The organism is Nostoc sp. UCD121, from assembly GCF_014222285.1.
Classification (GTDB): Bacteria; Cyanobacteriota; Cyanobacteriia; order Cyanobacteriales; family Nostocaceae; genus Nostoc.
Window position 1 is genome coordinate 1 of sequence record NZ_JACKZS010000203.1, and the last position, 13,784, is coordinate 13,784.

Below are 13,784 nucleotides of genomic sequence, written 5' to 3' on the forward strand. Positions count from 1 at the left end.
AGCTAATACGGTTTAGTGAAATCTAAAAATATTTGTCAAAGTCAATTTTTTAATTAGACATATTTATAGCGGAAAGTTTTGCTAAATACCTCTGAAGATTCATGAAAACCTGGATAAATATATTCCAATATTGAAGACTCAGATTTCAATTAGCAAAAATATCTCAAAGCAGAGAATTACTATGGAGAATGTAATTACTTACAACAACGATAAAGGACTCCTTGCTTACATTCAATTCCTGGCATCTAGTGCCCTAAAATTTGGAGATGGTAATACTGATAGAGTATTTGACTTCGAGGACGCACTCGACCAAACAGAAATGGCACAGCTAGCTGTTAATGAACTAAAAAAAATCCCTGAAGTGAATACGTTGTTTACAGAACGCTGGCTACCGGCACCTTTCAATTTAGATGATTTAGGTAAACTCCCAGAGGGAACTTTAGGTCATGTTTATGCTAGAGAAATGAAAGCTAGAGGATTCGATCCCTATTTTTATAAAAAGGTTCCTGTTGTTGATGATATTTCCTATCTTAAAATGCTTTGGAGATCCACCCATGACATATATCATGTAGTCGCTGGATTTGACACAAATGGAATTGGTGAAATTGGTCTACAAGCTTTTTTCTTAGCTCAGACTCCAATTCCGATCAGCGTCATGCTTTTGAGTTTTGGCATGGTGATGATTAGCCTTTATCAACCTAATAATTTTAAAGATTTAATGACAGAAATATCTCATGGCTACAAGTTGGGTTCTCAAACCACAGGCAAATTTATCGCTCAAAAATGGGATCAACTTTGGGATGTACAAGTCAGCGAAATTCGTAAGCGCCTGGGTGTGAATTCTATTTCGTAAAACTGGTATTTTGAGAGGTGGATTTGATAAAAATTGCAACACCCTGCACTTTAGCCCGCATTTCTCACTTGTGAGAAATGAGCGTGAGTGTGGGGGGTGTGGGGAGAAAGAGGAGGAATTGAATAACTGCACATCAATGAACGCTGCATTGCCTCCCACACCTCCCACACTCCCCACCCGAACCACACAATACGTGAGAAATCCGGGTTTAGGAGTACAGGGTGGAAGACAGCTATATTTTGTGCGATTCCCAGTTTCTATTTACCTCAAAGCCAATCTCGATAAGCTGATATTTCATTTACGCTGATTTCAAACGGCATCCCTTTTCCAAATGGCGGATAAACGCGAATTTTGCCATTGCTAGCAAAGCGTTCTAACCTATTACCCAACTGAGCAATATTGCTAACTATATGCCAGTAAGATACTAAGTCAGGGCAGTCAACAATTAATGTTAGGATAGTAGCATTTGTTGTGAGATACCACTGACAATTAGACAACAGAACTCGCGTAATGCGATCGCAAGCTAGAAAAAAGCATCTGCCAGTAGACTGTTCTAGCTCCATTTGCAGCATTCCATCCTCTTTCGTTACCTCAGATGGAGGTAAATCATCGGGAGGAAGCAAGTATAGTTTAGAAGACATAATTTCGCACCTCTTGGTTGTAGCGCGTCAAACTCTCCAAGTTTTTTTGCAAATCCGAAGACGAGGGTTTGAGGGCTAGGGTACTTAAATTTAATTCGTCCTGAAATTTCTTGATTTTGTCTCGACAAGTCTCCACATCACCGATAATTGAGTTCTCAATCAAATAATCTTCGTCGAAACAAATGTTTGTGCGATCGAATGGTTTTTGGTTGGAATTTGCACTATTCTGCAATACTTGAGCCGTATTAGCTTTCATTTTCTTGCTAAATTGGCGGATGAAAGGCAATGCCTCACTCACTGCTTCATCAATTGTTTTGCCAACATAAAAAAAGCGTGCCAGCACGAAGTTTTCTGCACCACTAGAATTTAAGGCTCGATATTTAGCAAGAGTATCCTTCAATCTGGGTAGGGAGAATGGCGGCCCACCCATTAAGCTGAAAGAATGTTTAGCTGCAAACTCGATACCATCATCGCCGCCAGTGGCAACATACACTGGAATTTGACTCTGCAATGGTTTTGGGTAAATGGTTAAGCGATCGCATTGATAATACTTGCCATTAAATGATACATCAGTTTCATATAAAAGCTTTTGAACCAGTGCGATCGCCTCTAGTGTCTTAGGACGTGCTTCACTTGGGAGTGTCGCAAAATGCTTATTTTGTTGCGGGAATGGGCCGCCTTTGGCAACTCCAAATAATAATCGTCCATTGCACAGGTTATCCAGAGTGGCGATATCTTCCGCTACCCGAATCGGGTTATGGAATGGCAGTAACACCGCCGCAGTTCCCAATTGGATAGTTGAAGTCAATCCCGCCAAGTGTGCCATTAACAGCAACATAGACGGGCTGAGATTGGATTCACTAAAATGATGCTCACTCACCCAGGCTGAATCAAAACCTAAACTTTCTGCCTGTTTTATCAGCGTGACTTGCTCAAAGATGGCACGACGAGCATCTTGGTGATGATTATCGTAATTGCAGAAAATTCCAGTTTTCATTACTTGCGTTAATACTTTGTGCTGGCTATTCTAGTGGTCAATAGGTTCGTAGTAAGCACTTTAGCGCTTCAATCATTTGAGGACTAAAGTCTTCACTACAAACACCTTTACTCCTCTCCATTAATGCAATCAAAAACTAATTTGCAACCCACTGCAACTCCAACCATAGCCGTGGGTTATTGTGTTTGATGTTCGACATCGGATCGCGCAATAATCGTTTGGCATTCATGCAGACTACTTGGACTAGACCCATATTGTCTGCAACTTCTCTAAGAATTTCTTTGTGGGCTTGCACACAGGAAATCATTTCGGCAGAGCAATAAATTCCTATATATTGCAAGCGTCTAGCAGGTCGTCCCCAAAAACAGGTTATGACTTTCACATAACACCCGTCTAGTAGTTCCCCAACTTTTGGGTAGTAGTGGTTGAGGACTCTTGTGAATTCTTTGGCTAAGATATCTTCAGCAATCATTGGAACTGATATTTCTGTAGCGTCTATCACGCTATTTAATATAACATAATTTTATCAATTAAATATGACAAAATACCTTATTAGGCTTAAATAAAATATTAAACATTACATAAAAAAAGAGGTGTACCTTATTTGGTATCACCTCCGATTTGCGTAAAGCATCTTTATTAGGACTTAGGCAAATAATAGTCAAAATACTGATTCTCTAGTAGAGATAATTCATAAATTATTATCCCTACTATGTGTAGTTTTGCGTAAGTCCTATTTATATTGAATGAAATCTCAAAGTATTGATTTTAATACCTCCATCGCGGCTATCAAGACAAAACCCACGAGGTGGGTTAGTTTTTTAGTCATCGTGCAAGATTAACCGCGATTTCTTATCGACAGGTATATTTGCCAAGGATAGATGCTCCTAAATACTCTGATATCAAAAATTATGAATTCAAATAAAATGTATTTAATTAGCACATTTCAATATTGAATTCTAAATGTTGAATTTTTAATTATTATCGAGCATTACGTTCACAAACTAATACCTCGGCTATGATATCTGGCACATTTACAAAATCTGTGAATCCTTCAGAACCACGGATTGGTGATATAAATGTATAGTTTGGATCGCAAGCTCCAGTGTCATATACTTGAATAAACCATCTATCAGGAAATCCTTCTACACCTAATTCCACGGTGTACCAACTCTCGCCAATCAGACGAGAGTTAAAGATTGTGAACCACTCCCGATTCTCTTCTGAAATATTCCAATCTGCCATCAGCAGTTCTAAAGCAATTTGTCCTGCATCTGTTGAAGTCAACAACATTTTTACTCCTTATTGGCGACTTCAGTATTTTCAACTTCGGTATTGGGGACTTCTGGGTATAAACCCAATTCTTTAGCTAGCTCACGCGCCACAAAAAATAAAAACTTGGCACCATCTTGATTGCCTTCATGGGCAAACATCGTTGCTACTTGTAACATTGTTTCTACGAAACCAGAGTCAATTAATTCTGGCTTAGATTCTAAAATTTCTGGTTCTTGACCATTAGGGCACTTGAGCAATTCATCAATCAGATTAAAATATAGTTGCTGGCGTTGTTCTGACATGGTGTTTTGTTTTGGTTGATTTTAGTGAGTTAATTGGGAATTGGTTACTGTTCGATACTTTGTTGCCATAGTCTTTCCAACATTTCAACTTGTTCTTTTAAAACAGCCGCACGATGTACAAGATATCTGTCGTAAAAGAGAATTCCTAACCCAACACAAATAGGGGTTAACAAGAAGAACCATTGCAAGATAGCGGCAAATTTATATTGTTCAGCAACAGTCAGCATTTGATTAATCACATTACGGTCAGAGGATTGGATGCTAGTCTGAGGGGAATGTGTAACCTCTGTCTGGGGAGCCAAGTCGGGAGAATTTTTAGTAGTCTTGTTAACTTCGTAGGCTAAATTCTGGGATTTTACTAAATCCAGATGTCGCTCCCAAACTATGCCAAATACTACTAGTTCTGGAGAAAGCACTGCTAAAATAACTACGCAAACTGTAAGAACATTTAAAAGTTTGGCTTTCATCTTGGCTCTCCCTTGCTAGGTAGTATGCACCCAGTAAGAAAATATCATTTGCTGTTTATCTGAAACAGTTTTGATATTAAAATATGTGTAAACGGTAACTTTCACAATTGTTAGCTGTCAGTTGGTTTTCTAATTATCACTGACTACTTACCACTGAAAAGTTACTAACATTTTTGCAAAACTTAGGATTATTCAATCAGAAAGAACACACTTAGATTCTCGAATGTGGTTTCATCTTGCTCTCAAAAGGGAGATTAAGAAGTCCCCCCTAGTTCACTCAGCTTTCGCTCAGGAATGTTGGGGGGTAGAGGGGAATCTCTGCGTAAATCCTATACGATTTATATCAGTCGCCCTCCACAAAACAGTTTACCCCAGCCCTGTTAAGATTATTAAATTCATTAGAATAGTACTCAACGGCTGTAATCCTCATCTGATAAGTATTATAAAAAAATATTGGGGTATGGGTGCTAGTGTTTTTGAGATGGGGTGCTAGTGTTTTTGAAGTGGGGTTCTGGTGTTTTTGTACTCAATCTAAAAGCAATGTAGGCAAAGCTTTAGAACTGTTTTGAATGGAAGTTTTAGTAGACAAAATCTGTACTCAAAAGTAAATATCGATGTCTTTTGATAAAGATAAACTAATAAATTCAGAAAATCCATTAAATGTTTTGAAATTCAGTTATATTTCCCTAACAAATAAAGAATGATGATAAAAATTATTCATATATACAGAAATATAAAAATTTATCTTAGCCTAAGAGACAATAGTCAGCAATTCTAAATGGTAAAATAAAAGAATGGCAAGCTAGACATCTGCTGAAGTGAGAATCAATGAGAGCATCTGATAAAAGTTCTGCCTAAACTTTCAGATTTTGTGGTTTAGTTATAATACATACTATATGCACTCATTGGCACTAAACTGCAAATTAAATACACAAAAGCTTATTGTTATAAGTAAATACTCTGTACTAAGATTTAGGATTTATAGGAGTTAAATAATGCGAATTGCTCAAGACATAACAGAACTGATCGGACGAACTCCTTTAGTTCAACTGAACAAGATTCCTCAAGCTGAAGGAGTAGTAGCAAGGATAGTTGTCAAATTAGAAGGGATGAACCCAGCGGCCTCGGTGAAAGACCGCATTGGTTTAAGTATGGTACTTTCAGCAGAAGCGGCAGGCTCAATTCAGTCTGGAAAGACTATTTTAGTTGAGCCTACTTCAGGTAATACAGGAATTGCTCTAGCGATGGTAGCAGCAGCGCGTGGCTACCGTTTAATTTTGACAATGCCAGAGACGATGAGCCAAGAACGACGCGCTATGTTGAGAGCTTATGGTGCAGCTTTAGAGTTGACACCAGGCGCGGAAGGAATGCGGGGAGCGATTCGCAAAGCCGAAGAGATTGTGGCTAATACTCCCAATGCTTTTATGCTGCAACAGTTCCGCAACCCTGCTAATCCTAAAGTTCACCAAGAAACTACCGCCGAAGAAATTTGGACAGATACAGACGGAGAAGTCGATATTGTTATTGCTGGGGTAGGTACTGGTGGGACGATTACCGGGATTGCAGAGGTACTTAAAGGTCGTAAGAAGACTTTTAAGGCGATCGCAGTTGAACCTAGCAACAGCCCTGTTCTCTCAGGTGGTGAAGCCGGGCCACACAGAATTCAAGGTATTGGTGCCGGATTTATCCCCGATGTTCTCCGCCTGGAATTGGTTGATGAAGTAATTAGAGTCAGCGATGAACAAGCGATCGCTTACGGGCGACGTTTGGCAAAAGAAGAAGGCTTATTATCTGGGATATCCTCTGGTGCAGCTTTGTGTGCTGCCATTCAAGTAGGTAAACGTCCAGAAAATGCCGGACGTTTAATCGTGATGATTCAGCCTTCCTTCGGCGAACGTTACCTCAGCACCCCCATGTTTCAAGACTTGGCCTTAGAACCTGCTGGCGTGCGTTAAAAAGAGTGGGGTATAACTGAATGGCACTAAGATAAGCGCAAACCCGTGATTTAACTGGCTTTTGAGTGTGGGGAGTGTGGGAAGTGTGAGGAGCCAGATTTCTTCCCCATCCTCCCACACCTCCCTCAGACAAAAGTCTCAGATTTTCTTAGTGCCATTCGGGTATAACCCTTGTAGAGACGTAGCAATGCTACGTCTCTACTCTTATGTCTAATGTTTACAGCCACCTTCCTTATGGTGTTGATGGCTATGATCTTTACCGTGGGAACAGTTTTGCAAATCTTGCTTCAAAAGCTTGTCGCTAATTTCTTGCAAGGATTCATCCACAGCTTGTAAGCCAATCCAAGTATCAATCTTTTGGATATCAAATCCTACTTCGCGGCGATCGCCTACTTCTAACAAAGGACGGCGAATTAGCAGTGGTTCTTTCAGCATCAGCGCCAAAGCGGTTTGTTCATCCACTTTTTCAGGAACCACCTCACCAGATTTTATCTTGGGGGCGGAAAGATTAAACCATTCGACTACGGGGCGATCGCCAAAAAATGAGCGCAACCGTTCAACTGTCCAAGGTTCTTTGAGCAGATTCTGTGGTATCACTTCATGACCCGCAGCTGTTAGCAAAACTTTTTGCTTAACTCCACCTTTACAGCCTGGTTTGCTATAGAAAATTACCTTTGCCATTCAACTATCTCCTAATTACTCTTTCGCGCTAAAGCGCCAACTACGAACCGATGAAATTAAAAATTCCTAGCTTTATGGCTAACTAAGTCAAACTCAAACCTCTCATTCGGATCAGTTTCGCCATAAATATTAAAAGTCACAGTTGGTTCATCACCCACTGCTTCTACACTGTGAATTGCATCGGGAGTAAAGCTAATAATGTCTCCTGGAAAGAGAGTTATCTCTCCCGTTGCTTCAATTTTGTCCTGAAATTCTGGGCTAGTGGTGCGTCGCCAAAAAGTATTTTTTTCCTGGCCTTTTAGCACCGCTACGATTCCCCACGTTCCATGATTATGAATGTTTGAACGGGTTCCCGGTGCAAATGTTACTGTTTGCACAGTTAATGGAAAACCCAATTCATCATATAGGAGTAAAACAGAGCTTCCCGTTTTAGGTGAAGGTTCTAAATGTTGACTTTGTACCCAGTAGGAATTTACAATCAAGCGCCTTACAAGCATCCGAATTTCTGGCAGACAATTGGTTTCATTATCAATGCTATTGAGAACATCTTCCACCTCAGTTAAAAACCGATAAAGGCGGTAATTTTCTCTCAATAAATCCCATGCTCGTACAGATTTACAGGCTTGATGCTGACCGTCCCCTGTTAGCAGCCAATCCCTACCTTTCATAACTTTTAAATTGATAGCTGAGAAGATTGGATCACAATGATCGGTGAGACATTAGGAACGTTACCTACAGGAAGCTTAGTAGGTATGTTAATAGGAGGGATGATAGAGTTACTATCAGTACTTGCTCCTAATAGAGAATAGGATTTAGTAGATAACCAATTGTTCATGATTTTCACCTTGACTTTTCATTGCTGACTAATTAATCGTCTTCTTCTGGTGGACGTGTCAAAATATCCAGCAGAATCCCAGAACCAAAATCATTTTTGTCGTCTATCTGTTTGACTCTGGTGCTGATCTGTTTTGCTTGCTCAATTTCTCCTAACTTTGCTAGCACTAATCCAGAAGCAGCATAAGCATTTAAGTACAATCGAATTTGTGGATCTTCTTTGCGATTGACTAATATAGGCTGAAGTTGCTCCCAGTTATCAGGAAATTTCTCTAGTTCTTTAATTTTATCTAATAATTTGACTGTTGTTTGTAATGCAAGAGAATAATTATTTTTATAATAGAAAAATCTATATGCTGCTACCAATACATCTGTATTTTCACCAGTCTGTGCTAAAGCTTGTTGAATATATTTTTCGGATTCAGATGTATTTTCCCAGTTTTGTGCAGCTAAAATTAATAGGTTTTTGATATCATCTGGAACCTGGAACCATGAGAATTTGTTTGTATTAGCTTGCATATTGTATTGGGAAATGGGGAATGGGGAACGGGGAATGGGCAATAACTCAACATAATTACGATTACGAATTACGAACTTGTGCTGAGCGCAGCCGAAGTATTACGAATTACGAATTGTTAATGCCCCATGCCCAAGTTAAAACAAAGTGAGAACGTACACCAAGGTGAATAATACAATCCAAATAATGTCTACGAAGTGCCAGTAAATTTCTGTCATTTCGATGAAAGTATGATTGGTTGCAGAATATTCACCAGGGAGACGCGATCGCCACAATGCACGTAATATCAATAACAGTCCCACAAAAACGTGCAAACCGTGGAACCCTGTCATGATATAAAAGCAGTTGGCGAAGACGTTGGTAGTCAAACCATACCCTAATGTTGAGTACTCATAAACCTGACCAGCCAAGAAAATTGCACCCATGATTGCGGTAATTGCGTACCACAGTTGCATTCCCTTGACGTTATTCTTTTTAATTGCTGTATCACCGAAGTGAATCACGAAACTACTAGACACCAGAATAATGGTGTTAATCGTCGGTACAAGTAGTTCTACTTCACTCCCTTCTGGAGGCCAAACCGGTGTAATACTTCGGAAAAACAAGAAAGTTGCAAAAAATCCCCCAAACATTAGGGATTCAGAGGCGAGGAACGTCAACAATCCCCAAACTCTTAAATCTGGATGTTCTTCGTGTCCTGCACTGTGATCTTCGCTTGTCGTAGCTATGGTCATATTGTTTACCCTCAAAGGTGAAGCGTCGGGCAATTCAATTCTTCACAGTCCTGATTTGTTTGTGGGATGGGTGTCTCACTTGTCCTAAATTAAAGCAGGATGCCCAAGCCCACAAGAGTTATTTTTTGCGAATGAAATTTGGTAATAACCCGACAATGTTAATGCGTTAGCTTGCATCGTGAATGCATCGGCTTGCATCGTGAATGCATTGGCTTGCATCATGAATGTATCGGCTTGCATTGTGAATGCATCGGCTTGCATCGTGAATGCGTTAGCTTGCATCGTGAATGCATCGGCTTGCATTGTGAATGCATTGGCTTACATTGTGAATGCATCAGCTTGCATTAAAAACGCTACGCTTTCACTAAGCACTAGCTTCCGGTGTTGCAGATGGCTGTACTTCAGTACTATGACCATGACCGTAGTCATAAGGCCCATGAGTCACAACCGGCAATACTTCCCAGTTTTCAATTGCAGGTGGTGAGCTAGTTGTCCATTCTAAAGTCAAAGCTTGCCAAGGATTATCACCAGCCAAAGGCCCTTTCAACCAACTGTAAATCATGTTGATGGCGAAAGGAATTACCGATATCCCCAAAACAATTGAACCAAAGGTACAAATTTGATTGAGGTCGATAAATTGGGGGTCATACATTGCCACCCGTCTAGGCATTCCTTTCAAACCCAACTCGTGCATGGGTAAAAAGGTAAGATTCGTGCCGATGAAGGTGAGGGCGAAATGAATCCGTCCCAAGCTTTCATTCAACATTCGTCCAGTCATTTTGGGGAACCAGTGATAGATACCTGCGTAAATACCAAACACGGAACCGCCAAACAGAACGTAATGAAAATGTCCGACAACATAATATGTGTCGTGGACGTGAACATCAAAGGGCGCTGTTCCCATCGTCACACCACTTAAGCCGCCCATGACAAACATAGACAACAAGCCAATGGCGAAAAGCATTGCACCGGTGAAGCGAATTTTACCACCCCAAAGGGTAGCAACCCAGGCAAAAATCTTCACGCCAGTGGGAACTGCAACGATGAGAGTGGAGATGGTGAAGAACATCCGCATCCAGCCGGGTGTACCACTGGTAAACATGTGGTGTACCCAAACGAACAAACCCACAACGCAGATGGCTACACTAGAATAAGCGATCGCTTTATAACCAAAGATTGGCTTGCGGGAGTGAACTGGAATTACCTCCGACATAATGCCGAAGATGGGCAGAATCATTAAATATACTGCCGGGTGAGAATAAAACCAGAATAAGTGTTGATAAATTACAACGTTACCGCCTGCATCTGGTTTAAAGAAGGATGTACCAAAGTTGAGGTCAAACAACAGCAGAACTAAACCGGCTGCTAATACAGGTGTGGAAAGCAACGCTAGGATGGAGGTTGCCAAGATTGCCCAGCAGAATAGGGGTACTTGATCCCATTTCATGCTAGGAACCTTCATCATCAAAATGGTGATTACGAAGTTCAGTGAACCCAAAATTGAAGAAGTTCCTACCAAAACGATCGCAAGTATCCACATAGTTTGAGCAATTGGCGCTGTCACCAAACTCAAAGGTGGGTAAGCTGTCCAACCAGATTGCGAACCGCCAAAAATGAAACTACCTAATATGAGTAATCCGGCTGGTGGGTTTAACCAAAAGGCGATCGCGTTCAGCTTCGGGAAAGCCATATCCCTAGCACCGACCATCAACGGCACTAAATAGTTACCAAATCCGCCAATAGCGCTAGGGACAATCCACAGGAAGATCATAATCGTCCCGTGATTGGTCATGAAAGCGTTATACAGATTGGGGTCGAGTACGTCTGATTCTGGTGTTGCTAATTCCACCCGCAGAGCGATCGCCATCAGTCCGCCGATGAGATAGAAGACAAACGCCGTCACCAGGTATTGAATACCAATAACCTTGTGGTCAACATTAAATGTAAAATAATCTTGCCATTTCCACGCCTTCGGATGCGAAGTGTGGCCAGTCACCGTTTCCGGTTTCTTTCCTTCTGGTGGAGTATTCCGTGGAAATCCTACCTGCGTCATATTTTTGTCCCTTGTCGTTTGTCATTTGTCATTTGTCTTTTGTCTTTTTGTCCGTTGTCATTTGTCCGTTGTCATTTGAATGACTAATGACCAATGACCAATGACCAATGACTAATGACTCATGACTACTGACTCTAAAGTTGCTGCACTAATGCCCATATCATGGGTGTGGGGCGCGAGAAACTCTGATGTTGATAAGTCGGCTGGATTAACTGCAACAACTTGATTAAGGTTTTGCTGTTGAGCAATCTGGTTTTCTGTCCGCCAGTTATTATATTCTTCCGGTGTGTGGACAATTACCTCTGTCCGCATTGAACCGTGATAACCACCGCACAACTCAGCACAAACTACGGGATATGTACCTGGTTTGGTGGCAACAAATCGTAGTTCGGTAGGGATACCAGGAAGTGCATCTTGCTTCAAGCGGAAGTTTGGAACCCAGAATGAATGAATTACATCTTGTGCTGAAAGGTTGAGTTGAACATCAGCACCGACGGGTATGTGCAATTCCCCAGAGGTAATGCCACTATCGGGGTAATTAAATATCCAGGCATATTGTATGCCTTTGACATCAACAACTAAATCGGCTGGTTTCCCTAGAGTTTGAGGAGACGCGCCGATACCGATTGTTGGAGCGATCGCTGGAGCAGCTTCAGAGGTATCGCTGAGTGTAGCTGCAAGAGCCGTTCCCGACTTATGAGCAACATGAGCCGCTGAATGAGGATGACCCGCAGGCTCAAAACCGCCCATTTGGTTAAAAACATCTACACTGTAGATGCCCAAACAGAGGACAATCACTGTTGGAATTGCTGTCCAAAAGATTTCTAAGGGAACGTTACCTTCCACTCGCACGCCATCGGTATCGTCACCCTTGCGGTGACGAAACTGAATCAAAAAAAGTACAATGGTTCCTTCTACCACCAAGAAGAGTGCGATCGCAATGGTAAACATGACGTTGAAAAAACCGTCTACCAAAGGCGCTTGTAGCGATGCCTGCACCGGCATGAGAGTGTGGTTTTGACCGATCCAAATGCTGATTGCTGTAACTACTATCCCAGCAACCAGAGTCCATAGTGAAACAGGAACTTGTTGCATACATGCTACCTGCTTTGTAAACAGTCTTTAAAGGTGTGATTTTCTAGGTTTAGGTTTTAGGTTTTAGGTTACAGGTTACAGGTAATAGGAATTCATCTATTCCCTGTAACCTGTACCCTATTCCCTTCTTCTTTCCCCATTCCCCATTTCCCTTTCACTTATTAACTTTCTAACGTGCAGCCATAAAAAAAGGGGGAAAATTCCAGATTTTTTCCATATCTTTCCCCCAGAAAATTACAAATTATATTTCAACTCCTATGAAAAAGTTAGCCCCCTGCTTTCAAAAAAGCTAGTTGTTCCAAGAGGGCACTGTTGACCTAATATTGATTAGGCTATATTAGCAGCAAGTTTAATTTTGTTAATAGCTAACATTTTACGATTTACGGATTTGTTTACTGTGAACTATTTATTAGTTACAGTAAATACTTAGTATTCCCCTCAAGTTACCTTGCCTAGGACATTTTCGCTTTCTACAAACAGTGCCTCCTTGAATTAACAACCATTTTGACTAACTTCAAATACCTTAATTATTTACTGCAACATGGGTGTAGCAATTCTTCGGACAAATGCGGGAACACGCTTCACAACCAATACAGTTTTCTGGAGAAGTAACTGCCATTACTTTCCGTTCAATTTCTTCATCATCTTCGTCTTCTACAAATTCACCTTCTTCATTGAGTGCCTTCAAACCTAGCACGTTGTATCCGCACACTTTAACGCATCTGCCACAGCCGATACATTTATCCTTGTCAATTTCTTGAGCAAATTTTGGTGTCCAAGCTTTACCGCCAAATGTCAAACCTGTGAGTTGCGCCATGAATAAATCCTCGGCAATTTTGCCTATCAATCTGTTTGTGCATTAATCATCATATTATCCTAATCTTTTCTTTTTTTGTATTCAAAACTCACTTTCGCATCATAAAAAATCGATGATTTTGAACACAATGAGAAATCATTTTTTAAACTACAAATAGATGCAAAATATTGCCAATAATAATTGGCAATGCTTAAAATTATCTCGTTCTAGCGATCCGTATGGAAACGCATTTATTGAGTCAGAGACTCAATATCTGGCTGGAAGCAGTAGCACCTAATCAGCCACTCCCATGCAAAGTATAGAAAGGAGAGACGCATAAATTACAGCTTTGAAACCTGCCCTAGTCAGCAAAGGCTTATGTAAATGCAAGTATATTTCAAATACTTTTAGCTTTAGACAAATAAATCTAGATAAACAGTATACATATATACAAAATTAAATGTTCATTAATTACATTTTGATATATGCAATATGTATTTTCCAAAGCAACAATTTGCAATTTAATTTGATTCAACTATTTATATAAATGATGACAAAATAAATACTGCTTTTCGATTTAAATA

17 protein-coding genes are annotated in these 13,784 nt (G+C 40.5%); 2 read left to right on the forward strand and 15 right to left on the reverse strand.

Features of this window, described 5'->3' with window-relative positions:
- Nucleotides 1–181: 181 nt before the first annotated feature.
- Nucleotides 182–853 carry a Coq4 family protein gene (locus GNF10_RS29250; protein ID WP_185586121.1) on the forward strand — a complete coding sequence of 224 codons (672 nt, stop codon included), beginning with the start codon at nucleotides 182–184 and terminating at the stop codon, nucleotides 851–853.
- Nucleotides 854–1,119: 266 nt separating this feature from the next.
- Here GNF10_RS29250 and GNF10_RS29255 read toward each other — a convergent pair whose 3' ends face one another.
- From GNF10_RS29255 to GNF10_RS29280, 6 genes are all read right to left on the reverse strand, one after another.
- Nucleotides 1,120–1,494 (reverse strand): hypothetical protein, encoded by a 375-nt coding sequence (locus tag GNF10_RS29255; protein ID WP_185586120.1) that lies wholly within the window; start codon nucleotides 1,492–1,494, stop codon nucleotides 1,120–1,122.
- Entirely contained in the window at nucleotides 1,484–2,491 is a 1,008-nt protein-coding gene (locus GNF10_RS29260) for an LLM class flavin-dependent oxidoreductase (RefSeq protein ID WP_185586119.1), read from the reverse strand. The genes GNF10_RS29255 and GNF10_RS29260 overlap by 11 nt, the downstream gene beginning before the upstream one ends.
- Nucleotides 2,492–2,627: 136 nt before the next feature.
- The gene (locus GNF10_RS29265; RefSeq protein WP_185586118.1) at nucleotides 2,628–2,963 is read right to left on the reverse strand and encodes a hypothetical protein; all 336 of its coding nucleotides are present in this window, start codon (nucleotides 2,961–2,963) and stop codon (nucleotides 2,628–2,630) included.
- Between the two features lie 509 nt (nucleotides 2,964–3,472).
- Complete coding sequence (locus GNF10_RS29270) at nucleotides 3,473–3,784, reverse strand: hypothetical protein (protein WP_012407155.1); 312 nt, start codon at nucleotides 3,782–3,784, stop codon at nucleotides 3,473–3,475.
- A 2-nt stretch (nucleotides 3,785–3,786) separates the two neighbouring features.
- Nucleotides 3,787–4,068, reverse strand: coding sequence for a hypothetical protein (locus GNF10_RS29275; RefSeq protein WP_185582025.1), 282 nt, complete (start codon nucleotides 4,066–4,068; stop codon nucleotides 3,787–3,789).
- A 44-nt stretch (nucleotides 4,069–4,112) separates the two neighbouring features.
- Nucleotides 4,113–4,535: a hypothetical protein gene (locus tag GNF10_RS29280; protein ID WP_185582024.1), complete on the reverse strand. Its 423-nt coding sequence runs from the start codon at nucleotides 4,533–4,535 to the stop codon at nucleotides 4,113–4,115.
- Between the two features lie 995 nt (nucleotides 4,536–5,530).
- On the opposite strand from GNF10_RS29280, the gene cysK reads away from it, so the two are divergent.
- Complete coding sequence (cysK, locus tag GNF10_RS29285; protein WP_185582600.1) at nucleotides 5,531–6,490, forward strand: cysteine synthase A; 960 nt, start codon at nucleotides 5,531–5,533, stop codon at nucleotides 6,488–6,490.
- A gap of 210 nt (nucleotides 6,491–6,700) precedes the next feature.
- Here cysK and GNF10_RS29290 read toward each other — a convergent pair whose 3' ends face one another.
- The 9 genes from GNF10_RS29290 to fdxB all read right to left on the reverse strand — a co-directional run bounded on the left by GNF10_RS29290 (nucleotide 6,701) and on the right by fdxB (nucleotide 13,221).
- On the reverse strand, nucleotides 6,701–7,171 hold the full coding sequence (locus tag GNF10_RS29290; RefSeq protein WP_185582599.1) for an ArsC/Spx/MgsR family protein: 471 nt from the start codon (nucleotides 7,169–7,171) through the stop codon (nucleotides 6,701–6,703).
- A 56-nt stretch (nucleotides 7,172–7,227) separates the two neighbouring features.
- The gene (locus GNF10_RS29295) at nucleotides 7,228–7,839 is read right to left on the reverse strand and encodes a cupin (protein ID WP_185582598.1); all 612 of its coding nucleotides are present in this window, start codon (nucleotides 7,837–7,839) and stop codon (nucleotides 7,228–7,230) included.
- 5 nt (nucleotides 7,840–7,844) lie between these two features.
- Nucleotides 7,845–8,006, reverse strand: coding sequence for a hypothetical protein (locus GNF10_RS29300; RefSeq protein ID WP_185592956.1), 162 nt, complete (start codon nucleotides 8,004–8,006; stop codon nucleotides 7,845–7,847).
- Between the two features lie 32 nt (nucleotides 8,007–8,038).
- Complete coding sequence (locus GNF10_RS29305; RefSeq protein WP_185582597.1) at nucleotides 8,039–8,524, reverse strand: hypothetical protein; 486 nt, start codon at nucleotides 8,522–8,524, stop codon at nucleotides 8,039–8,041.
- Between the two features lie 135 nt (nucleotides 8,525–8,659).
- A complete protein-coding gene (locus tag GNF10_RS29310; protein WP_185582596.1) occupies nucleotides 8,660–9,256 on the reverse strand; it encodes a heme-copper oxidase subunit III in 597 nt (198 codons plus the stop codon).
- Nucleotides 9,257–9,340: 84 nt separating this feature from the next.
- A complete protein-coding gene (locus tag GNF10_RS29315; protein ID WP_185582601.1) occupies nucleotides 9,341–9,559 on the reverse strand; it encodes a hypothetical protein in 219 nt (72 codons plus the stop codon).
- Nucleotides 9,560–9,620: 61 nt separating this feature from the next.
- On the reverse strand, nucleotides 9,621–11,309 hold the full coding sequence (gene ctaD / locus GNF10_RS29320) for a cytochrome c oxidase subunit I (protein WP_185582595.1): 1,689 nt from the start codon (nucleotides 11,307–11,309) through the stop codon (nucleotides 9,621–9,623).
- 111 nt (nucleotides 11,310–11,420) lie between these two features.
- Nucleotides 11,421–12,404 carry a cytochrome c oxidase subunit II gene (locus tag GNF10_RS29325; RefSeq protein WP_185582594.1) on the reverse strand — a complete coding sequence of 328 codons (984 nt, stop codon included), beginning with the start codon at nucleotides 12,402–12,404 and terminating at the stop codon, nucleotides 11,421–11,423.
- A gap of 523 nt (nucleotides 12,405–12,927) precedes the next feature.
- A complete protein-coding gene (gene fdxB, locus GNF10_RS29330) occupies nucleotides 12,928–13,221 on the reverse strand; it encodes a ferredoxin III, nif-specific (RefSeq protein WP_012407144.1) in 294 nt (97 codons plus the stop codon).
- Nucleotides 13,222–13,784: the final 563 nt, after the last annotated feature.